Annotated in this window: 18 protein-coding genes and 1 tRNA gene; 1 reads left to right on the plus strand and 18 read right to left on the minus strand. The window is 73.9% G+C overall.

Annotated features, from left to right (window positions below; all coding sequences use genetic code 11):
• Positions 1 to 32 precede the first annotated feature (32 nt).
• The 6 genes from ACFWJO_RS09995 to ACFWJO_RS10020 all read right to left on the minus strand — a co-directional run bounded on the left by ACFWJO_RS09995 (position 33) and on the right by ACFWJO_RS10020 (position 8417).
• The gene (locus ACFWJO_RS09995) at positions 33 to 704 is read right to left on the minus strand and encodes a response regulator (RefSeq protein WP_386864240.1); all 672 of its coding nucleotides are present in this window, start codon (positions 702 to 704) and stop codon (positions 33 to 35) included.
• The gene (locus tag ACFWJO_RS10000) at positions 626 to 1957 is read right to left on the minus strand and encodes a sensor histidine kinase (protein ID WP_386864241.1); all 1332 of its coding nucleotides are present in this window, start codon (positions 1955 to 1957) and stop codon (positions 626 to 628) included. The genes ACFWJO_RS09995 and ACFWJO_RS10000 overlap by 79 nt, the downstream gene beginning before the upstream one ends.
• 71 nt (positions 1958 to 2028) lie before the next feature.
• Entirely contained in the window at positions 2029 to 3705 is a 1677-nt protein-coding gene (locus tag ACFWJO_RS10005; protein WP_386864242.1) for an AMP-binding protein, read from the minus strand.
• Between the two features lie 88 nt (positions 3706 to 3793).
• Positions 3794 to 4396 carry a lytic polysaccharide monooxygenase gene (locus ACFWJO_RS10010; protein WP_386864243.1) on the minus strand — a complete coding sequence of 201 codons (603 nt, stop codon included), beginning with the start codon at positions 4394 to 4396 and terminating at the stop codon, positions 3794 to 3796.
• A gap of 143 nt (positions 4397 to 4539) precedes the next feature.
• Positions 4540 to 5895, minus strand: coding sequence for an SPFH domain-containing protein (locus ACFWJO_RS10015; protein ID WP_386864244.1), 1356 nt, complete (start codon positions 5893 to 5895; stop codon positions 4540 to 4542).
• Between the two features lie 1160 nt (positions 5896 to 7055).
• A complete protein-coding gene (locus ACFWJO_RS10020) occupies positions 7056 to 8417 on the minus strand; it encodes a peptidoglycan-binding protein (RefSeq protein WP_386864245.1) in 1362 nt (453 codons plus the stop codon).
• Between the two features lie 194 nt (positions 8418 to 8611).
• On the opposite strand from ACFWJO_RS10020, the gene ACFWJO_RS10025 reads away from it, so the two are divergent.
• Positions 8612 to 8685 (plus strand) — tRNA-Lys (locus tag ACFWJO_RS10025).
• A gap of 183 nt (positions 8686 to 8868) precedes the next feature.
• Here ACFWJO_RS10025 and ACFWJO_RS10030 read toward each other — a convergent pair.
• From ACFWJO_RS10030 to ACFWJO_RS10085, 12 genes are all read right to left on the minus strand, one after another.
• Positions 8869 to 9528: a class F sortase gene (locus tag ACFWJO_RS10030; RefSeq protein ID WP_386864246.1), complete on the minus strand. Its 660-nt coding sequence runs from the start codon at positions 9526 to 9528 to the stop codon at positions 8869 to 8871.
• Between the two features lie 4 nt (positions 9529 to 9532).
• Complete coding sequence (locus ACFWJO_RS10035; RefSeq protein ID WP_386864247.1) at positions 9533 to 10129, minus strand: hypothetical protein; 597 nt, start codon at positions 10127 to 10129, stop codon at positions 9533 to 9535.
• A gap of 84 nt (positions 10130 to 10213) precedes the next feature.
• The gene (locus ACFWJO_RS10040; RefSeq protein WP_384409126.1) at positions 10214 to 10993 is read right to left on the minus strand and encodes an HAD-IIA family hydrolase; all 780 of its coding nucleotides are present in this window, start codon (positions 10991 to 10993) and stop codon (positions 10214 to 10216) included.
• An 81-nt stretch (positions 10994 to 11074) separates the two neighbouring features.
• The gene (locus ACFWJO_RS10045) at positions 11075 to 12616 is read right to left on the minus strand and encodes an alkaline phosphatase family protein (protein WP_386864248.1); all 1542 of its coding nucleotides are present in this window, start codon (positions 12614 to 12616) and stop codon (positions 11075 to 11077) included.
• Positions 12617 to 12754: 138 nt separating this feature from the next.
• The gene (locus tag ACFWJO_RS10050; protein WP_386864249.1) at positions 12755 to 13822 is read right to left on the minus strand and encodes a 2-aminoethylphosphonate ABC transporter substrate-binding protein; all 1068 of its coding nucleotides are present in this window, start codon (positions 13820 to 13822) and stop codon (positions 12755 to 12757) included.
• A 35-nt stretch (positions 13823 to 13857) separates the two neighbouring features.
• Positions 13858 to 14655 (minus strand): ABC transporter permease, encoded by a 798-nt coding sequence (locus ACFWJO_RS10055; protein WP_386864250.1) that lies wholly within the window; start codon positions 14653 to 14655, stop codon positions 13858 to 13860.
• Positions 14642 to 15637, minus strand: coding sequence for a 2-aminoethylphosphonate ABC transporter permease subunit (locus ACFWJO_RS10060; protein WP_386864251.1), 996 nt, complete (start codon positions 15635 to 15637; stop codon positions 14642 to 14644). Before ACFWJO_RS10060 ends, ACFWJO_RS10055 begins: the two co-directional genes overlap by 14 nt.
• Entirely contained in the window at positions 15634 to 16701 is a 1068-nt protein-coding gene (locus ACFWJO_RS10065) for an ABC transporter ATP-binding protein (protein WP_386864252.1), read from the minus strand. Before ACFWJO_RS10065 ends, ACFWJO_RS10060 begins: the two co-directional genes overlap by 4 nt.
• A complete protein-coding gene (locus ACFWJO_RS10070; RefSeq protein WP_386864253.1) occupies positions 16698 to 17405 on the minus strand; it encodes a phosphonatase-like hydrolase in 708 nt (235 codons plus the stop codon). The genes ACFWJO_RS10065 and ACFWJO_RS10070 overlap by 4 nt, the downstream gene beginning before the upstream one ends.
• A 2-nt stretch (positions 17406 to 17407) precedes the next feature.
• Positions 17408 to 18544, minus strand: coding sequence for a TIGR03364 family FAD-dependent oxidoreductase (locus ACFWJO_RS10075; RefSeq protein WP_386864254.1), 1137 nt, complete (start codon positions 18542 to 18544; stop codon positions 17408 to 17410).
• A 226-nt stretch (positions 18545 to 18770) separates the two neighbouring features.
• Positions 18771 to 19592 (minus strand): GntR family transcriptional regulator, encoded by an 822-nt coding sequence (locus ACFWJO_RS10080; protein ID WP_386864255.1) that lies wholly within the window; start codon positions 19590 to 19592, stop codon positions 18771 to 18773.
• Positions 19593 to 19642: 50 nt separating this feature from the next.
• Positions 19643 to 20527 carry a hypothetical protein gene (locus tag ACFWJO_RS10085; RefSeq protein ID WP_386864256.1) on the minus strand — a complete coding sequence of 295 codons (885 nt, stop codon included), beginning with the start codon at positions 20525 to 20527 and terminating at the stop codon, positions 19643 to 19645.
• Positions 20528 to 20664 lie beyond the last annotated feature (137 nt).

A 20664-nucleotide genomic window follows, 5' to 3' on the forward strand; every position in this document is an offset into this window, starting at 1 on the left:
AAGCGAGGGGCTTCCTTGTTTCCCGCCCGCGGTCACGCCTGCAGGTAGGCGAGGACGGCGAGGACCCGGCGGTGGGTGTCCTCGGCCGGCGGCAGGTCCAGCTTGGCCAGGATGTTGCCGATGTGCTTGCCGACGGCCGCCTCCGTGACGACGAGGCGGCGGGCGACCGCCGCGTTGGAGTGGCCCTCCGCGACCAGGGCCAGGACCTCCCGCTCGCGCGGGGTCAGCGCCTCGAGCGGGTCGCGGTGGCGGCGCAGCAGCTGCCGTACGACCTCCGGGTCGACGACCGTGCCGCCGGCCGCGACCCGGGCGAGGGCGTCGACGAACTCCTCCACCTGCCCCACCCGGTCCTTGAGCAGATAGCCGACGCCGGTGCCGTCGCCCGTGTCCAGGAGATCGGCTGCGTACGAGCGCTGCACGTACTGGCTGAGCACCAGGACCGGCAGCGACGGGCGCTCGGCGCGCAGGGCGACCGCGGCCCGCAGGCCCTCGTCCTGGAAGCCGGGCGGCATCCGTACGTCGGTGACGACGACGTCCGGGTCGTGCGCGGCGACGGCGGTGAGCAGGGCGTCGGCGTCGCCGACCGCGGCGACCACCTCGTGGCCGAAACGTGCCAGGAGGCCGATCAGTCCTTCGCGGAGGAGGACGCCGTCCTCGGCGAGGACGATGCGGAGCGTTCGGGACTCCGGGGCAGCGGACGGCACGGGATCTCCACTCGTAGGAGGGTCGGCCCGCCGGGCGGGCTCGTGATCGTCAGTGTGCCATCGAGGACGGCCAGCCGGTCGGCGAGTCCGGTGAGTCCGCTGCCCCGGGCGGGATCGGCGCCGCCGCGCCCGTCGTCCTCGACCGTGAGCCGCAGCACCCCGTCGGCGTGGACGGCGGTGAGCCGGGCGCGGCGGGCGCCGCTGTGCCGGTCGATGTTGGCGAGGGCCTCGCGGGCCGTGAAGTAGCCGGCGTTCTCGGCGGGCGCGGGCAGTCGTGGCAGGCCGGCGTCGATCCCGGAGGTGTCCACGGGAGTGGAGGCGCGGTCGGCGGCGTCGGCGAGGGCGGCGCCGAGGCCGTAGTCCACGAGGACCTGAGGATGGATGCCGTGGATGAGCTCGCGCAGCTCGGTCAGCACCTGGCCGGCCTCCGCGTGGGCCTTGGCCAGCTGCTCGGCGAGCGGCCCCGGCGGGGCGTCGTAGCGGGCGAGGCCGAGGGTCATCGTGAGGGCGACGAGCCGCTGCTGGGCGCCGTCGTGGAGGTCCCGCTCGATCCGGCGCCGCTCGGCCTCGAAGGCGGCGGCGAGCCGCGCGCGGGAGGCGGTGACCTCGCCGATCCGCTGCCGCAGCTCGGCCTCGCGCGGCGCGAGGAGGGCGCGGGCGAGGGCGGCGCGGGCCCCGGCGTACCCGGTCAGCGGGTAGAGGAGGAGCAGCAGGAGCAGCAGGCCGAGGAAGGCGGCGGCGAAGGCCTGGGGGTACGAGGTGACCAGGTAGGCCTTGACCACCTTCGCCTCGTGCCCGTCGGCGGCGAGCTGGAGCGGGGCGCTCACGAGGGCGGCGGGCAGGCCGAGTCCGACGGCGAGCACGACCAGGTCGAGCGGCCACAGGACGGTGGCGTGGAGCACGGTGTATCCGAGTTCCCTCCAGGTGGCCTGTTCGCGCGCCCGCAGCCGCAGCCAGGCGGCGAGCCCGGGGGCCTCGGGCACCCGGTGCGGGTCGGGCGCCGGGTCGAGCTCGACGAGCCGCAGCCGCCACCGCTCGACCGCGCCGGCCGCGACCCCGGTGAGCAGCAGCAGGGGAAGCCCGACGAGCAGCAGGGAGAACCCCGCGAGGAGGATGAGGACGCCGAGGAGGACGGCGCCGCCGGCCGCGCCGGTCGCGAGGTATCCGACGGCGCGCCAGGGCCAGAGGGTGCGCGGAAGGCCGAGCGGCCGGGCGAGGGCCTGCCAGGCGGTACGGGGGTGGCGGGGCTGCATGACGATCACGCTAGGCCCGGGCGGGGGCCCGGGGCCATGGGTCTCGGGGGTGTCCCGGGGTAGACCCAGCACTACCCCGGGGGGCCGTCCCCGGGGAAGGGCCGGCCCTGGCGGGCGTACTCCTCGCGGAGGCGGGCGCGGGCTGCCGGCGTCAGGAATTCGTACGGGGCGGCGGGCGCCGGGCGCCACCAGACGGGGTCGGCCGTGGCGAGCGCGGTACGGCGCAGGGCGACCCGGTGGATCTTGTTGGTCGCGGTGAGCGGGAGCTCGGGGACGACCCTCACGTACGTCGGAGGCATCTTGGTGCCGAGGTCCGCCTGGGCCGCGAGGAAGTCCGCGAAGGCGCGGGGGTCGAAACCGGCGCCGTCGCGCATCGCGACCGCCGCCATCACCCGGTCGCCGGAGACCGGGTCGGGTACCGCGTAGACCGCGACGCCCGCCGCCCGCTCCCAGCGGGCCAGGATGTTCTCGATCATCGCGGCGGCGAGGTTTTCGCTGTCGACGCGCAGCCGGTCGTCGGTGCGGCCCGCGAAGTAGAGGAAGCCCTCGGCGTCGCGGTAGAAGAGGTCGCCCGTCCAGTAGACGCCGTCGCGCAGCCGGGCGGCCTCGGCCTCCGGGTTGCGCCAGTAGCCCTCAAAGGAGCTCCGGCCCCGGTTGACGAGTTCGCCGACGGCCTCGTCGGCGTTGAGGAGGACGCCGGAGGGCGAGAAGCGGGCCGGCGGGCACTCGCGGAGGGTGGCCGGGTCGAGCACGGCCAGGTCGTCGCCGGGCGCGGCCCGCCCGACGGCCCCGGCCGGCGTGCCGGGCGTCCGCCGGATCGCCGCGCCGCCCTCGGAGGAGCCGTATCCCTCGACGAGCCGCGCGCCGAAGCGCGCCTCGAAGCGGGCCGCGTCGACCGCCCCGGCCTCCGTGCCGAAGCCGAGCCGGAGGCGGTGGTCGCGGTCGTGGGGCGTGGCGGGCGTGGCGAGGAGGTACTGGACGGCGCGGCCGACGTAGGTGAAGTAGGTGGCGCCGAAGCGGCGTACGTCGGGTAGGAAGCGGGAGGCGGAGAAGCGGGCGCGCAGCGCGATCCCGGCGCCGGCGGCGAGGGCGGGCGCCCAGTCGGCGATCACGGCGTTGCCGTGGAACATCGGCATGCAGACGTAGTGGGTGTCGTCCTCCCGTATCCCGAAGTGGGAGACGAGGGATGCGCCCGCGGCGGCGAGCCGGCCCTGGGAGCACACGGCCGCCTTGGGCGCGCCGGTGGATCCGGAGGTGAAGGCGAGGAGCAGCCGGCTGTCGGGGCGGGCGGGCCGCAGGAAGGTGTCGTCGGGCGTGGCCGTCCCGTAGGGCGCCAGCAGGTCGCGGTAGGCGTCGGTGTCGGTGACGAGCACGCGGAGGCCGGGCAGCGGGAGCCCGTCGAGGAGCGGCAGGTGGGCCCGCTGGGTGACCAGGATCCGGCAGTCGGTGTGCCGGATGTCGCGGGCGAGTTCGGCGCCGCGGCGGGTGGGGTTGATCCCGGCGACGGCGGCCCCCGCGAGGGCCGCCGCGCCGAGCCAGAGCGGGTACTCCGGTGTGTTGTCGAGCAGCAGGCCGAGGTGCGGCTCGCGCCCCGGCCGGTGGGGCATCAGCTCCGTGAGCAGGGCCGCCCGCGCGGCGGCGCCGGAGGCGACCTGGTGGTGGGTGAGGGTGGTGTGCTCGTCCCTCAGTCCGGTCCTGTGGTCGCCCCACTGGCGCCGTACGAGCTCCGCGACGGTCTGCGTACCCATGCGGCGGGATGGTAGCTGACGCCCCGTCAGAACTGAACGCCCGATGCGGGCCCCGGACCCGGATCGGGTGCCGGAACGGGAACCGGCCCTAGAACTGGACGTCCGAGCACGCGTAGAAGGCGTTCCCGGTGTCCGCGATCGTCCACACGGCGAGGATCAGGTGGCGGCCGGTCTTGCCCGCCGGAAGGGTCCCCGAGTGCGAGAGGGTCGAGGGCGGCTGCTGGTTGCTGTAGGGGACGACCAGGAAGGGCTGGGTGTCGAGGTCGGCCCGGGTCAGGGTCTTGCTCCCGGTCCAGCCGTTCTTGGTGATGTAGTAGCGGAAGTCCGTGGTCGCGTGGCGGGCGGTGAACTGCCAGCGGAAGCTGTAGCTCTGGCCGGCCGTGACCCGGGTGGTGGGCCAGGCACCGCCGCGGGGGTCGTCGAGCTGCGCGAACCGGGTGTTCCCGCCGGCGCATATCCGCCCGTCGGCGGGCCCGGCGGCCGGGAAGCCCTTGGGGCCCTCGACCGACTGCGGCTCCCACTGGATGTCGCCGCAGTTGCTCACGGTGCGGTTGGCGCAGAGCTTCTGGCGGCTGATCGGCGAGTCGGTGTAGCCGTGGCTGCTCGCGCTGGTGGTGGCGAGGAGGGAGGCCGCCGCGACGCCGAGCGTCACGGCCGCCGCTCCCGCCCTTCTCTGTGTCTTTTTGCGCATGCTGTCGCTCCAGGAGAACGTGGGGGAGTTCCGTGGGCTGTGCTGCACGCGTGCGAGGTCGGTGATTCCGGTCTAGACCAAGTTCCAAAGTAGGGAGGGAAGTTGGCCATGTCCATACCAACGGCAAGGCGGGGGCCGGCGCGTCAGGCGCCCTCCGCCGGAGCCGCACGGCCGGTGTAGAACGCCACCGTCAGGTCCTTCACCAGCGCCTTCCGCTCGTAGTCGTCGAGCTCCACCAGACCACGGGAGGTCAGCCGGTGGACCACGTCGTCCACCGCGTCCACGACCGAGGTGAGGACGCTGTCCCGGTGCTTGGCGTCGATCGCCGCGATCCGGCGGCGCTGCATCGCCGCCGCCACTTCGGGCGCGTACTCGATGCGCGTCGGCTGCGCCGAGAACACGTCGATGCCGACCGGCGCGCACTCCGCGGACAGCATCCGGGTCAGCGCCTCGCCGACCGCCTCCGCGTCGCGCAGGGTCGGCGCGTCCTCGTGGAACGCGTCCGCCGGAAGCTGCGAGAGCACCCGGGCCATCGCCGCCTCGACCTGCTCCCGCAGGTACTCCTCGTGCCGGTCGACCCCGAGGGCCGCCCGCACGGTGTCCCGGATCCGCCACACCACCAGGACGACCACGTCCAGCGCCGTGCCCTTCGCGTCCACCGCGGGCAGCGGCTCGCTGCGCCAGTGCCGCAGCCGTACGTCCACCCGGCGGCGCAGCAGGAGCGGGCTCACCCAGAGCAGGCCGGTGCGGCGGACGGTGCCGCGGTAGTCGCCGAAGAGGGTCAGGACCAGGGCGTAACCGACCCGGCCGCGGCCGAGGCCGCCGAGGAAGAAGAGGGCGGCGAGCACGCCGAGCGCGAGCAGCGCCCACTGGCCGAGGTGGATGCCCTCGTACGGCCGCGAGGGCAGGCGGAGCATCCGCGCGGCCTCCGCGGGGACGGCGCCCGTCCACCACACGACCGCCGCGCACCCCACGAGCGCGAGCACTCCCCCGGCCACGCCGACCCACCCCGGCAGCACCGGCCCTGACCGCTCGACCAGCTGGGGATCGGCGGTGGGCGCGGGCCGGGCGGGCGAGGACTTCGCGGCGGAACGGGTCGGCCCGGGGATGGCGGCCTTGCTCTTGCCGGCGCCGTTGGCGGCCTTGGCACCGCTGCCGGTCTTGCCGTCGCCGTCCTTCGGGGGCGCGGCGGTCTTGGGCACGGGAACGGTGTCGGGCCCGCCGTCGTCCACGGCCGTGGGTTCCGCCGGCTCGTCGCGGAAGAGCAGGTGCACCGGGATGGACCCGGTGCTCTCGTTCCCGATGACGGTCCGCCGCCGGGCGGCGGCGCCGGCGCTGCTGTTGCCGTTGCTGCTGGTGCTGGTGGAGCTGGTGCCGTTGGAGCTGGTGCCGTTGGAGCTGGTGTTGCTGCCGCTCCGGGTCGCCGTCTCCTGCGCGTTGGCCGCGACGGGCACGGCGAGGGCCTTCACCCGGCCCCCGGTGATCCACCCGAGGTCCACCCCCTCACCCGCCTTGGGGGCGGGCGCCGGGGCCGGATCCCGCCGGGCGGAAGGCGCCGGCTGCGCCGGGGCCGTACGGCCGGACGGCGGCGACTGCCTCGGCTGCGGCGAGGCCGCAGCACCTTCGGTGCCGGTGGAGGTCGCGCCCTGAGGTGAGGCGGGACCGCCGGCCTTGGCCGGAGCGGGCGAACTTGACGCGCCGTCACCGGTAGGAGGGGGAGCCGGTCTGGAGGAGGTGGCAACCGCGCCCGGGGCGGCCGGTGTGGCGGGTGCGGTCGGTGCGGTCGGTGCGGCCGGTCCAGTCGGTGGGGTCGGTGTGGCCGACGCCGCTGGTGCGGTCGGTGCGGCGGGTGTGCCGGGAGCCTTCTGCGCGCCCCGCGTCACCGGCGCGGCCGGGTTCGCGGCCGGGTTCCCCGTGCCGCCCGTCGTCCCGGGGATTCCCGGCGTGCCGCCCGTCCCTGTGGTCCCCGGCACACCCTTGTCGTCCGGCGCCGTAGCGGTGGACGACGGCGCGCCGGCGGCCGGCCGCTCGGCGCCCGACGGCGGCGCGGCGCGCCCCGCCGCGACCGGCACACCCGGTGAGACCGGACCAGTCTGTGCGACCCGTGCAGTCTGAGGAGCCGGTGCGACAGCAGTACCCGGCCCGGCCGGCCCAGCCGCTGTTCCCGTCGCACCCGGCGCAGCCGCCGTACCCGGCGCGACCGGCGCGACGGGTGTACCCAGCGCACCCCGCCCGCCCGCGTCGCCCGACGGCGACGACAGCGCGGGCGACGACGGCGACGACGACGACGCCCCACCCCGTCCGCTCCCGCCCACGGCGTCAGGCCGCGACCCCGCACCGGCCTGTGCGCCCGCGTCGCCCGGCGGCACCGTGGCAGACCCCGGCGCAGGCCCCGACGCAGAAGTCGACGCATGCCCAGACGCAGGCCCAGACGCAGCCCCAGCCCCAGGCCCAGACGCAGAGGCCGGCGCGGGGGCCGACGCAGAAGCCTGCGCAGAAGCCGAAACAGAGGCCGGTGTCGGGCCCGGTGGGGCGGGCGGGCGTAGGCGGCCGTCGGTGAGGCGGCGGGCGGTGCGGGCCGCGTCGCGGCTGGCGGCCGGGCCGGAGTCCGGCGGGGTCGGGGTCGATGCCGTCATTCGGTCACCTCATGTTCTCGGGGTCATCGGAAAAGGCGCCGCCAGGTCTCCGGACCCGGGTAGCCGTCGGCCGCGCCGCCGCGCCAGCCCTGGGCCCGCTGGAAGGCCTCGACGTTGCGGCGGTCCGCCTCCGTCCACCGCGGACCGGGGCCCGACACGTAGTGCCTGCCGAAGCCCCGCTTCACCAGTTGTTTGCCCAGCTTCTCCACATATGCGTTGGATTGGCCCGGACGGAAGTAGCCACGCCCGGGGAACCCGCTCGCAGATGCGCTCGACCCGCCCGAACCACTCGAACCGCCGATGTCCCTGCCCTGCCCGCTCACGAGCAGCGCCCACGTCTGCGGCCCCGGCAGTCCGTCCGCCTCCCTGCCCTTCCAGCCCTGGGCCCGCTGGAAGGCCTGGGTCGCCCGCCGGTCCGCCTCGCCCCAGCGCGGGCCCGGACCCCGGCTGTAGTACTTCTTGCCGCCGCGCGCGACCAGCAGCTTCCCGAGCTGCGTGACGTACGCGTTGTTCGCACCGGGTCCGAACTTCGCCGAGCCGGGGTACGGCGTCGCCACCGCTCCGGAGCCGGCGCTCCCGGTCCCGCCGCCGCCGCTGATCACGCCCTTGTAGCGGTAGGCGAGGTAGCGGTCGGAGTTCTCCCAGTAGGCGAGCGGCGTGGCCTGCTTCCGCGTGCGCGGCTTGGTCTGCTCGTACGCGATGTAGGAAGTGTGGGTGTAGTCGGTCCAGCCGCCGAAGATCGTCACGTGCGAGCCGCGGGTGGGGTTGGCGGGGTTGTGGAAGAGCAGGATGTCGCCGGGCTGGAGTTCGGTGCGGTCGATCCGGTCGGCGAAGCGGTCGAGGCTGCCGGTCCACTCGTTGGACCGCAGGTTCCAGGCCATGGAGATGTAGCCGGAGCAGTCCTGCCGGTAGCCGTCGCCCCAGTAGCGCTCCATCGAGTACGGGACGCCCGCCGTGACCCAGGTCTTGGCCCGGTTGATGATCTCGGCCCGGGTGCTCTTCCGCAGGGACTCCACGGAGATCTGACTGGTCGGCGGGGTGGCGTCGGGCGAGGGCGCCGAGCCGGGGCCGGGCGCGCCGTGCAGCGGGCCCCGGCCGCCCTGCGGGGTCTCGGGGTCCGGTCCGGTGCGGAGCCCGCCTGCCCCCGCGCCCCCCGCCGAGTCCGCCGCGGGGTCCGCGGGCAGCGCTCCGGCCACGCCCGTACCGCCGCCCAGGACCACGCCCGCGGCCGTCATCAGGACCAGGGCGCGACGGGCTCCGTGCGCGGCCGGGTGACCGCCCGCCCGGACCGGGAGTCCCAGGGCGAGGTCGCGGCGGCGCTGGGCGCAGCCCGGGCAGCCGCAGTCCGCCGCTGGCTCGATTTCTTCGAAGACCGGCACACTCATGCGTTCCCCTCCACACTCGTCAAGATCTTTTCGCGCTCCTGCACGGGCGCCATCGTCTCAACTGTCTGGACAAATCGCATTTTGACGGATCGAAGGCTCAATACGACCATCCGACAGGCCGGGCGGAGCATGATCGGGACAGGAAATGGTCGGGAGCACCCTCGGGCGTGCTGTAAAGTTATGCAGGTCAGCAGGCGCCGCTAGCTCAGTTGGTTAGAGCAGCTGACTCTTAATCAGCGGGTCCGGGGTTCGAGTCCCTGGCGGCGCACGCGAAGGCCGAGGCCCTTCACCATCAGGTGAAGGGTCTCGGTCGTCTTCCCGTTTCCTCTACAGTGTGCGGAACCCCGACCTCCCGCGGCGGCTCCGGGCTTCTCCCGCGGTCCGTGAGCCCGCGGTCGAGGACCGGACCGGCCGGCGGCCGGCGGTTCCCGCCCCGTCGGCCGGCTCCCGGTCACTCCCCCGTCGCCCCGCCGCGCGCGCCGGTCAGATACGCCGAGACGACCACGTTCGCCGTGTACGCGCCCGCCTCCCGGTCGAAGCTGCCTCCGCAGGTGATCAGCCGCAGCTCGGAGCGGCCCGGGACGCGCGGACCGTACGCCTTCCGGGCGTCGAAACCGTCCCTGGGCAGGACCTGGACGTCGTCGATCGTGAATTCCGCGACGCTTCCGTCCGAACGGGTCACGGTCACCGCCGCGCCGGGCCGCACCGAGCTCAGGCCGTAGAAGACGGCCGGGCGGGTCTCGGTGTCGACGTGGCCGACCAGGAGCGCGGCCCCGGGGGCTCCGGGGGCGGTGCCGGAGCCGTACCAGCCGACGGTGTGCGGCATCTCGTACGGCGGCGGGTCGACCGCCCCGTCCTCGTCCAGGCCGCGCGGCACCACGGGCGCGGAGATCCCGAGCGACGGGATCTCCACCCGGCGCGGCTCGGCGGCCCTCATCGGGGCGTGCTCCGGCGGCAGCGGCGCGCCGAGCGGGCGGCCGACGGCGGCGATGTCGCCGGTGGTCGGCGCGGAGCTGCCGAGGGGCGCCTCGCCGGCGTCCCTCCCCCACACCCACAGTCCGAGCACCAGCACGGCCCAGGCCGTCCCGGTCAGGGCGCGCCCAGAGGACACCGGGTCAGTCCGTGCCCTGGCCCGCGCCGCCCCGGCGCCGGGCGCTGCGGACGGCCACGGCGACCGCGGCGACGGCGGCCATGCCGAGACCCAGGAGGGTGTACGGGGTGCCGAGGCCCGCCTCGTCCGCCGTCTGGGCGACGCCGGGCGCCGCGGGCGCGGCGAAGGCGGCCGTGCCGCCGCCGCCCGCGCGGACCGGGGCGACCGGGGACGGGTGGTGGGCGGGCTTGTGGGTCGGCTCGTGGTGGCGCCGGACATGGACGCTGCCGACGTCGTGGTGGTCGTGGCCGTCGCAGGTCACGCTGACCTTGTACGTGCCGTCCTCGAGTCCCGACTTCAGGGTCGTGTCGCCGGAGAGCGGGTGCTTGCCGCCGTCCCGGCCGGTGAGCTCGGCGTCCGCGACGAACGCCTGGGACCTGGCGGCGCCGGTCGTGCCCTTGCAGCCCGTGACGCGCAGGTCGACGTCGGCGCCGGGCGCGGCGGTGGCCGGGGTGACGGTGGCCTGGACGCCGTCATGGGCGAGGGCGGTGCCCGCCGTGGGCGCGAGCACCAGAGCCACGGCCGCGCCTGCGGCACGGAGAGCGATGGGACCTGAACGCATGGTGACCTCCTGGTACTGGCAGGGTCACCCGGTTCGGGTCCGTTCGCATCCGCAGGGCGCCGACCGTGGCCCTCACCTGCGGTTTCAGACGCGGTCGACGAGGTCCGCGATCGACTTCACGACCTTCGACGGGCGGAACGGGAAGCGGTCGATCTCCGCCTCGGTGGTCAGACCGGTGAGCACGAGGAAGGTCTGCATGCCCGCCTCCAGGCCGGCCAGGATGTCGGTGTCCATCCGGTCGCCGATCATGGCACTGGTCTCGGAGTGGGCGCCGATGGCGTTGAGGCCGGTGCGCATCATCAGCGGGTTGGGCTTGCCCGCGAAGTACGGCTCCTTGCCGGTCGCCTTGGTGATCAGCGCGGCCACCGAGCCGGTGGCGGGCAGCGGGCCTTCCAGGGACGGGCCGGTCTCGTCGGGGTTGGTGCAGATGAAGCGGGCGCCGGCGTTGATGAGGCGGACCGCCTTGGTCATCGCCTCGAAGGAGTACGTGCGGGTCTCGCCCAGGACCACGTAGTCGGGGTCGTGGTCGGTGAGCACGTAGCCGATGTCGTGGAGGGCGGTGGTGAGGCCGGCCTCGCCGATGACGTACGCGGTGCCGCCCGGGCGCTGGTCGTCGAGGAACTTGGCGGTGGCCAGCGCCGACGTCCAGATGTTCTCCACGGGCACGTTCAGGCCCATGCGCGCGAGCCGGGCGTGCAGGTCCCGGGCCGTGTAGATGGAGTTGTTGGTGAGGACGAGGAAGGGCTTGCCGGTGTCCCGCAGCTTCGTGATGAACGCGTCGGCACCGGGGATCGGCACGCCCTCGTGGATGAGGACGCCGTCCATGTCGGTGAGCCAGGATTCGATCGGCTTGCGCTCTGCCATGGGTGCGGGACTCCTGCCGTGCGTGAAGGACGGTGTGCTGGGGGCGACGCAACGACGCTGTGGCGACGCCCCCAGCCTAGGTCAGGAAGTGCTGATCCTGACCCCGTCGATCACCCAGTACCAGTTGTTGGAGCCGGTGTAGCGGAAGCGGAAGCTGACGTTCGAGGCACCGGCGGGCACGTTCACCGTGACCGACTGGGGCTTCGAGACGACGTCGGACGTGTAGCTCTTGACGACGGTCGGCGTACCGCCGTTGAAGCTCGCGAGGATCTGGGCGGTCTGGCTGCCCTCCTGGCGGTAGAAGGTCGTGAAGTCCAGGGTCACGCGGGAGGCGCCGGAGACCGCGTACGCCGGGGTGACCAGGGTCGAGTCGTACGTGCCCGAGAAGGTCTTGTCGGCCCACTCGTCGGAGTCGGCGACGGCGAAGACGCCGCGCGAGCGGACGTTGAGCTCGCGGGACTGGTCGCGCTGGGTGCGGGACCAGAACTCGTCGGTGGCGAAGGACCAGCCGCGCCACTCGGTCATGCCGCCCGCGCCCATCGCGTTGTTGATGACGGACCAGCCGCTGGGCGCGGTGTGGGTGAAGCCGAGGACGCCGGCCGGGATGCCGGTCTCGTCGACGCGGCCGGAGAGGGAGCCGTACAGCGCGTCGAAGGGGTCGGCGGAGCGGTCCTGGACCGGCTTGCCGTCCAGGCCCCACGCCGGGTCGGGGGTGATGCCGAGCTGGCGGAAGACGGTGGCGGCCACGTCGACGAGCCGGGTGTCGATCGGGCGGGCGCCGGCGGCGATGCCGGGACCCTGGGCCAGGACGAAGGTGCGGCGCTCCTCGACGGAGGAGCCGCCGTGGCCGCCGCCGTCGAGGTGGCCGTGGTCGGTGGCGACGATGACGGTCCAGCGCTCGGAGGCGTAGGACGGGCGGGCCTTGATCGCGGTGAGCAGCCGGCCGAGGTAGCCGTCCTGGACGTCGATGGCGTCGAGGTAGGCCTGGCTCATGGCGCCGGAGTTGTGGCCCACCTCGTCGGTCTCGCCGAAGTAGACGAAGAGGACGTCGGGGTTCTGGTTGCGCAGGACGTCCTCGGTGATGTCGGTGATCAGGAGGTCGTTGACCGCGTAGTTGTTGTTGTAGACCACCTTCGCGTCGGCGCCGGAGGTGACCGTGCCGTAGGTGTCGAGCTCGGGCCAGTCGACGGCGGCGAAGAGGGAGAGCGCGGGGCGGACCTGGTTCAGGCGGGCGAGGAAGCCGGGGTAGGTGCCGTAGTTGCGGCCGGTGAAGGTGTTGTCCTTCACGCCGTGCTTGTCGGGCCACACGCCGGTGGAGATGGTCGACCAGCCGGGGCCCGAGGAGGTGGCGGCCATGGGGTTGGCGTAGAGCAGCGAGAGGCCGTAGGTGCCGTTGGCCATCAGGGACTTGAGGTTCGGGGCCTTGGCGGCGTCGATGCGGTCGTGGCGCAGGCCGTCCATGCCGACGACGAGCACCTTGTCCTGGCTGGTGCCGTCGGGGAGCGTCGGTGCGGCGGTGGCCGCGCGGGCGGTGGGGGCGGTGACCATGCCGGTGGCGGCGAGGGCGGCGGTGGCGCCGCCGGCGGCGAGCACGGTGCGGCGCGATATGCCGGTGAGCGGCATCTCTGGAGTCCTCCGTGGGTGAGGGGGCATGCCAACGCCCCTGTGGTGACAGGGGCGTTGGGCCGGTGCGGACTTTGGTCCGTACCCGTTATCTTTTCGCGATACTTCGGCGGGACGGAAGGGACGTGCGGTGAACTCTCAGCTGCCGGTGGCGGACTTCCACGCGTCCACGTACGAGGCGAGGTTCTTGTCGATGTCGGCCCAGTCCGGCTCGAAGACCTCGACGCCGCTCATCAGCCGGGCCAGCTCGATGGCGTTGGCGTCGGTGGCCCTGACGTCCTTGCGGACGGTGAAGCCGCCGCCGACGGAGCTGACCTCGCGCTGCGCCTGCTCGCTCAGCATGAAGTCGAGCAGCTTCTTGCCGTTCTCGCTGTGCGGGGCCTTGTTCACCAGGCCCGCGGCGTACGGCAGGGCGAAGGTGGTGGGCCTGCCGCCCTGCTTCGCGGGAAACCAGATCCCCAGGTTCGGCATGGACTTGGACTGGGCGAAGTTCATCTGGACGTCGCCGTTGGCGACCAGGATCTCGCCCTTGTCGACCTTCGGGGCGAGCTTGGAGGTGGAGGAGGACGGGCCGACGTTGTTGGCCTGGAGCTTCTTCAGGTACTCCATCGCCGGCTCCTTGCCGCCGAAGTCGTGCATGGCCTTGATGACCACGGCGGTACCGTCGCCGGCGACGCCCGGGGTGGAGTACTGCAGCTTGTTCTTGAACCTGCCGTCCAGCAGCTCCTCCCAGGTGGTGGGCGCGGTGGGCAGTTCCTTCTTGTTGTGGACGAAGCCGAAGAAGTTGTTGACGACGGCGATCCACTTGCCGTTGTCGGCCTTGTCGGCGCCGCTGACCATGTCGGCGCCCTGCGGGGTGTACGCCTGGAGCAGGCCCTTGGAGTCGGCCTGCTGGATGAACGGCGGCAGGGTGACGATGACGTCGGCCTGGGTGTTGCTCTTCTCGCGGGCGGCGCGCTGCACCATCTCGCCGGAGCCGCCCTCGACGTACTTCACCTTGATGCCGGTCTGCTTCTCGAAGTCGGCGAAGACCTTGTCGTACCAGCCGTCGCCCGCCTCGCCCTTGAGGCCGTCGGCGCTGTAGACGGTGACGGTCTTCTCCTCGGAGGCGGCGGAGGAGCCGCCGCAGGCGGTGAGGGAGGCGGCGAGGGCGAGGCTGCCGGTGACGGCCGCGATCGGCTTGAGGTACACGGACGTGGTGCGCATGACGTCGTTCTCTCCTAGCGGTACGGGGGGGGTTGCTAGCGGTACGAGGCTTTGGTGCGGATGCGGGAGACGGCGAGGAGCACGATCAGCGTCGCCGTCATGAGGACCACGGCGAGGGCCGAGCCCGTGAAGAGCGAACCGCGGTCGGTGGCCGTGAAGACGAGCACGGGCAGCGGCAGCCAGTCCGGCGGGTAGAGCATCATGGTGGCGCTCAGCTCCCCCATGGACAGGGCGAAGCAGAGCCCCGCCGCCGCGTTCAGCGACGGCAGCAGGAGCGGCAGCCGCACCCGGAGCAGGACGTACGAGGGGCGGGCGCCCAGGCTGGCCGCCGCCTGCTCGTACATCGGGTCCAGACGCAGGATGGCGGCCGAAACCGACTGGTAGGCGAACGCCGTGACAAGAACGGTGTGCGCGAGGATCACGATCCAGCGCGTGCCGTTCAGGAGCAGCGGCGGCTGCGAGAAGGCGACCAGGACGGCGAGTCCGACGACCACCGAGGGCACCGCGACCGGCAGCACGAACAGCGCGTCGAGCACCCGGCGGCCCCGCTCGCGCAGCGCGGACGCGGCGAGCGCGGCCCAGGTGCCGGCGGTGAGCGCGAGCAGGCTCGCGGCGAGCGCGGTGACCAGACTGGTGGTGAGGGCCTGGAGGGATTCGCCGCGCACGGCCGCCGCGTAGTGCTCGGTGGTGGGACCGGAGGGGAAGGCGCCGGACCAGTGGGTGGAGAAGGAGGCGGCGAGGATCACGAGGAGGGGCAGGGCGAAGAGGGGCACGAAGAGGACCGCGAACACGGCCCAGGCGCCCCAGCGCCCGGCGCGGCTATGCACGAGCACGGAGACGGCTCCCTTCCGGAGCGCCGCCCGCGGTGCGGGTCCGGCGGGCGGCGGTGCGGCGGCCGGCCGGCCCGGCACTCCTCGCGCGGTCGCCGGTGGCCCGGCCACCGGTCGTACGGGCGACGAGCAGGCGGTACAGCCCGTAGAGACTCACGGAGATCACCACGTTGACGACGGCGACGACGCAGGCCGCCGCGTAGTCGGACTCGAGGATGGCCTTGCCGTAGACGAGCATCGGCAGGGTCGTGACGCCCTTGGCCCCGGTGAAGAGCACGATCCCGAACTCGTTCAGGCACATCACCAGGACGAGGCTGCCGCCGGCGGCGAGCGCGGGCAGCGCCTCGGGCAGGATCACCCGGCGCACGATCCGCAGCGGCCGGGCGCCGAGCGAGGAGGCCACCTCCAGCTGGGCGGTGTCCAGCTGGGAGAAGGCGGCCAGCAGCGGTCGCATCACGAACGGCGTGAAGTACGTGATCTCGGCGAGCAGCACGCCCCACGGCGTGGTCAGGAACCGGAAGGGCCCCTCGGCGGCTCCCGTGACGTCCGTCCACACCCCGTTGGCCATGCCGACCGTGCCGTAGACGAACAGCAGGGCGAGCGTGATCAGGAAGGACGGGAAGGAGAGGAAGACGTCGATGGACTTCGCGACCGCGCGGCCGCCCGGGAAGGGCACGAAGGCGATGACGAGGGCCAGCACGAAGCCGAGGACGAGACAGCCGGCGGTGGCCGCCGCGGCGAGCCACACGGTGGTGACCAGCGCGTCCCGGAAGGACGCGGAGGCGAAGACCTCGCCGTACGCGCCGGGCGCCAGGGACTCCCTGACGACCAGGGCCAGCGGGTAGAGGAAGACCACGGCGAGCGCGAGCACCGGCGGCGCGGCCCACAGCCAGGCGGGCACCGGGCGCCGCTCCGGGCGCCCGGGCGCGGGCGCGGCCGGGCCGGCCGGCCGGCGTTCGGCGGGCGGGGCGAGGGTGCCGGTCACGCGCCCACCCCCGCGCCGAGCAGCACCGCGTCCTCCCGTGCGAAGTGCAGCGTCACCTCGTCGCCGAGCGCCGGCGTCTCGCGCAGCTCGCGCACGTCCGCCTTCACGCGGTGCCGCCCGGAGCCGACGTCCACGTACAGGCGGTGGGTGGCGCCGCGCCACTGGACCTCGGCGATCCGGCCGGTGAGGGCGTTGGGGCCGGGGCCCAGGCCGACCAGGTGGGGCCGTACGCACAGGGTGGCGGTGGCGCCCGGTGCGACGCCGGCGGCGACCGGCACGTCGAGGGCGGTGCCGTCGAGGCTGACCCCGTCCGCGCCGACGGTGACGGGCAGCAGGTTGGCGTTGCCGACGAAGGAGGCGGTGAACTCGGTGCGGGGCCGCCGGTACAGCTGCTGCGGGGTGCCGCAGTCCTGGAGCCTGGCCCGGTCCATGACGGCGATCCGGTCGGCGAGGGTGAGCGCCTCGACCTGGTCGTGGGTCACGTACAGGACGGAGACCTCGGGCAGTTCGCGGTGCAGCCGGGCGAGTTCGGCGAGCATGCCGGAGCGCAGCTGGGCGTCGAGCGCGGACAGCGGCTCGTCGAGGAGGAGCACGTTCGGGCGGATGGCGAGGGCGCGGGCGATGGCGACGCGCTGCTGCTGGCCGCCGGACAGCTCGCGCGGGTAGCGCCTGGCGTAGGCCGCCATGCCGGTCATCTCCAGCGCCTCGGCGACCCGTGCGGGGATCCCGTCCTTGGGGGCCTTCCGCGCCTTCAGTCCGAAGGCGACGTTGTCCTCGACCCGCATGTGCGGGAAGAGGGCGTACTGCTGGACGACCATGCCGATGCCCCGCTTGTGCGGCGGGAGGCCGGTGACGTCGCGGCCGCCGATGAACACCCGCCCGGAAACCGGCCGGACGAAGCCGGCGACGGCGCGCAGGGCGGTGGTCTTGCCGGAGCCGGAGGGCCCGAGCAGGGCCATCACCTCGCCGGGTTCGACGGTCAGGTCGAGCGAGTCGAGGACGGTGTGGCCGTGGTACGCGACGGAGACGCCGTCGAAACGGATGCCGCTGAGCCCGCCGGTCATGCCCCGCGCTCCTCGTAGCGCCGTATCAGGGAGGGCAGTCCGGCGACCGAGGGCAGGACGTCGGTGGCGCCGTGCTCCTTGAGCGCGGCCTCTCCGTGGGCGCCGGTCAGCACGCCGGCGACGATCCCGGCGCCGGAACGGACGCCGCTGAGCATGTCGTACGAGGTGTCCCCGGCGACCACGACCTGGCGGACGTCGTCGACGGCGCCGGTGCGCAGGAAGGCGGCGAGCACCATGTCCGGGTACGGGCGGCCGCGGCCGCCCGCGTCGGCCGGGCAGAGGGTGAGGCCGACGAGCCCGCGCCAGCCGAGGGCGTCGAGGATGGCGTCCTGGGTGGGCCGGGCGAAGCCGGTGGTGAGGACGACCGTGCGGCCCTGGTCCTTCAGCTCGGCGACGGCCTCGGCGGCGCCGGGGACCGGGGCGATCCTGCCCGCGGCGACCAGCTCTCCGTAAGCGTCCTCGAAGGCGGTGTTGGCCTGCTGGGCCCGGCTCTCGTCGCCGCCGAAGAGGTGGCGGAAGACGGAGATCTTGGACTCGCCCATGGTGGCGCGGACGTGGTCGATCATCGTGGCGGGGTCCTCGCCGAGGCGTTCGGCGGCGGCCGTGAAGGCCTGCTCGACGAGGCCGCCGTCGGCGACGGTGGTGCCGGCCATGTCGAGGACGACGAGGCCGTGCTTGCCGTGGGAGTGGGGGTGAGTGCTCATGGTTACCAGCCCAGTTCGTTCGCGGTGGTCTCGGCGATGGCGGGCGAGCAGGTCATGCCGCGTCCGCCGGGTCCGGTCACCAGCCACACGCCGTCGCGCACCTGCTGGCGGTGGACGACCCGGGTGGTGTCGGTGCACTGCGCGTACACGCCGGCCCAGCGCCGCCGGACGCGCGGGAGCGGGCGGCCGAGGAGGGACTCGACCACGCGCGTGAGGTGCTCGTAGGGGTCTTCGAGGGTGTCGAAGGCGAAGGGGTGCTCGTACTCGTGGGTGTCGCCGATGGTCAGCCCGCCGTCGAGGCGCTGCACCATGAGCAGCTGCATCTTGTGGGCGGCGGCCGTCGGGTCCTGCGCCTGGCCCGCGTTGAGGGCGTCGAGGGCCTTCGAGGCGTAGGCCGGGTAGTAGCGGAAGGAGTCGGCGTCGGCGACGGAGGTGGTGAGCGGCTCGCCGAGCGGGTCGGTCTGCATCATCTGGAGCCGCACCCGGCGCACCGGTATCTCGCCGGCGAGCTCGCGGACCAGGCCGGACAGCCAGGCGCCGGTGCACAGGACGACGGCGTCGCCGCCGTGGACGTCGCCGCGGTCGTCGCGGACGGCGGCACGCCCCTTCTCCCTGGCGTCGACGACCTCCCGCACCTCCCGGCCGGGCAGGAAGGTGTAGCGGCCGGAGGCCAGCAGGGCCTCACGGAGGGCGAGTTGGGCGGTGCGCGGTTCGACGGCGGCGTCGCGCTCGCACCACAGGGCGGCGTCGAACGCGCCGCGGAGCGCCGGGTTGACGGCGCGGGCCTCGTCCGGGGTGAGCAGCTTGTAGCCGCGGGCGGCGGCGTCGGCACGGCCCACGGCGGCCTCGGCGACGGCGAGTTCGAGCTCGCCGCGCACGGGGGTGAGGGAGCCGATGGCCCGGAAACCGAGCCCGGGGACCCGGGCACCGATGCCCTCCCACAGCTCGCGGGCGCGCAGGGCGGTGTCGAGCTCCGCTCCACCCGCCCGCCCGCTGACCCAGATCTGGCCGAAGTTGCGCAGCGAGGCGCCGCGCGCCTCCGCCTCGCGCTCGATGTGGACGACCTCATGGCCGCGTTCGACTGCCTGCCAGGCGTGCATGGTGCCCACCACGCCGGCTCCTACGACGATCACCTTCATGCCGTTCACGGTCGGGGCGACGGGTGACCCGGGCCGGTCGGGACGGCGACGGGACGGTGAACGGACCGACAAGCTTGGACTAGACCCGTTATGTTTTCGTGATGTCGGGGGGTGGGGTGAATGGGGCGCAGGGGGACTATTCCTGCGGATGTTCCTGTGGATGTTCCTGCGGCTGCCCTTGTGGCTGTTCCTACGGCTGCCTCTGCGGCCGTTCCTGCGGCTGGCCCTACGGCTGTTCCTGCGGCTGTTCCTGTCGTCCGAGGTGGGCGGTGAAGCTGAACCGGTCACCGCGGTAGAGCGTGCGCACGCGCTCCAGGGGGTGGCCTGCGGTGTCCCGCGAGACGCGCTGGATCAGCAGCATGGGCAGGGCGGGCGGGGTGCCGATGAGGAGCGCCTCGCGCGGGGTCGCGAGGACGGTCTCGATCCGCTCGTCGGCGTCGCCGAAGGAGATGCCGAGCCGGTCGTGGAGATAGGCGTAGAAGGAGGAGTCCGGGTCGAAGTCGGTGTCGAGACGCGGGGCGCGGGCCTCGGAGACGTACGTGCTCTCCAGGCCGACCCGCTCGTCGTCGGCGAGCAGCACCCGCTCCATGTGCCAGACGGGCTCGCCGACCGCCACGCCGACCTCGGGCGCGAGGGCCTCCGGGCAGGGGAAACGGTCGAGGGAGATGAGGCTACGGCCCGGGGTGCGGCCCTGGCGGCGCACGCCCTCGGTGTAGCTGGCCAGCGACAGCGGCTGCTCCAGCTTGGGTCCGGCGACCACGGTGCCCCGGCCCTGCCGGCGGAGCCGCCCTTCGAGCAGCAGCTCGCGCAGGGCCTGGCGGACGGTCTCGCGCGACACCTCGTAGCGGACGGCCAGGTCGCGCTCCGTGGGCAGCAGCCCGCCCTCGCCCAACTGGTCGATCAGCTCGGCGACTTCGGCCTTCACCGCGTAGTACTTCGGGATGCGGCCGTGTTCGGGGATGCCGGAGCGGATGGGCGCGCCCGGCTGGCCGGGGCCGGGCCGGCCGGCCGCCCCGGGCTGCTTCCTCACGTTCGTCACGTTCCTCATCCGTTGATCGTCGCAGACCGGAGTGAACGGGGCGGTGTACGGAGCGTGGCCTACGGGTGCCGTCGTGACCGCCGCCGCCACGCCAGGAACGTCAGCGCACCGCCCGCCGCGAGCAGGCCGGCCGAGATCGGGGCCAGACGCAGGGCCGAGTCCCGTCCCGTACGGGCGAGTTCGGGATTCTCCGGGTCGCCGGGACCGGCGGAGGACGCGGGCGCCGACGGGTCCGTGGTGCGGCCGGTGCCGGGGTCCACGCCCGGGGAGGCCTCGGCGTCCGGGTCGGCCGGGCCGATGGTCAGCCGGTAGTCGCCCGACTCCCCGACCCAGTCGCCGTCGTCGCCGCGCTTCTGGACGACGGCGGCGTTGACGACGACCGCGTCGGGCGCGGTGTCGGCACCGAAAGCGAGCCGTACGGGCACGGTGAGGGTACGGCCCGCGGGCACCGCGAACCCGGCGAAGGGCGGCACGGCGGTGGACAGCGCCGGCGCGTCGAACACGCCGACGTTCTCCGCCTGGTCGGTCTCCTCGAAGGCGACGGGCCGCCAGAGCCGCGCCTGCGCGTCGTAGAACTCGGCCCGGATCTGCGAGGGCCGCAGCGCCCGGTCCCGGTCGGTGAGGACGAGCACCGGATGGATGTCACGGCAGGCCGCGGCCGTCGTGTTGGTGAGGTCCAGCTGCCAGGTCCGGAAGCCACCGCCGGCCGGATAGTCCTCCGGCCCGCCGTGGATCCGCGTCTCCAGCGGGAAGTCGGCGGCGCCCGCCGTCCCGCACGAGGGCAACGCGACGGGGCCGGGCACGCGGTCGTGCGCCGCCGCGTGTGCCGTTCGGGGAGCGTGTGCCGCCGCTTCCACCGGGAGGACGGCGACCGCGGCGGCCGTGGCCGTGGCCGCAGCCGCGGCCAGAACGGCGAGGGCGAGGGCGGTGCTGCGCGGTCGCATGGTGGCGGGGCCTTTGCTGCTCGCGGACGTACGTATCGCCCGCGACCTTGCCATGGCACGGACGGGGGTCCGGCGAGTGACGCGGCGCGGGGCCGGAGCGAGGCCCACATTCCGCCCGATCAGCCTATTTTCGGAAG

The organism is Streptomyces sp. NPDC127092 (genome assembly GCF_042722475.1).
Taxonomy (GTDB): Bacteria; Actinomycetota; Actinomycetes; order Streptomycetales; family Streptomycetaceae; genus Streptomyces.

Excerpts from the sequence above, each read along its gene's own strand:
- ACFWJO_RS10000 (WP_386864241.1), bottom strand. The coding sequence starts at position 1,957 with ATGCAGCCCCGCCACCCCCGTACCGCCTGGCAGGCCCTCGCCCGGCCG.
- ACFWJO_RS10005 (WP_386864242.1), bottom strand. The coding sequence starts at position 3,705 with ATGGGTACGCAGACCGTCGCGGAGCTCGTACGGCGCCAGTGGGGCGAC.
- ACFWJO_RS10010 (WP_386864243.1), bottom strand. The coding sequence starts at position 4,396 with ATGCGCAAAAAGACACAGAGAAGGGCGGGAGCGGCGGCCGTGACGCTC.
- ACFWJO_RS10020 (WP_386864245.1), bottom strand. The coding sequence starts at position 8,417 with ATGAGTGTGCCGGTCTTCGAAGAAATCGAGCCAGCGGCGGACTGCGGC.
- ACFWJO_RS10035 (WP_386864247.1), bottom strand. The coding sequence starts at position 10,129 with ATGCGTTCAGGTCCCATCGCTCTCCGTGCCGCAGGCGCGGCCGTGGCT.
- ACFWJO_RS10040 (WP_384409126.1), bottom strand. The coding sequence starts at position 10,993 with ATGGCAGAGCGCAAGCCGATCGAATCCTGGCTCACCGACATGGACGGC.
- ACFWJO_RS10045 (WP_386864248.1), bottom strand. The coding sequence starts at position 12,616 with ATGCCGCTCACCGGCATATCGCGCCGCACCGTGCTCGCCGCCGGCGGC.
- ACFWJO_RS10050 (WP_386864249.1), bottom strand. The coding sequence starts at position 13,822 with ATGCGCACCACGTCCGTGTACCTCAAGCCGATCGCGGCCGTCACCGGC.
- ACFWJO_RS10065 (WP_386864252.1), bottom strand. The coding sequence starts at position 16,701 with ATGACCGGCGGGCTCAGCGGCATCCGTTTCGACGGCGTCTCCGTCGCG.
- ACFWJO_RS10070 (WP_386864253.1), bottom strand. The coding sequence starts at position 17,405 with ATGAGCACTCACCCCCACTCCCACGGCAAGCACGGCCTCGTCGTCCTC.
- ACFWJO_RS10075 (WP_386864254.1), bottom strand. The coding sequence starts at position 18,544 with ATGAAGGTGATCGTCGTAGGAGCCGGCGTGGTGGGCACCATGCACGCC.
- ACFWJO_RS10080 (WP_386864255.1), bottom strand. The coding sequence starts at position 19,592 with ATGAGGAACGTGACGAACGTGAGGAAGCAGCCCGGGGCGGCCGGCCGG.
- ACFWJO_RS10085 (WP_386864256.1), bottom strand. The coding sequence starts at position 20,527 with ATGCGACCGCGCAGCACCGCCCTCGCCCTCGCCGTTCTGGCCGCGGCT.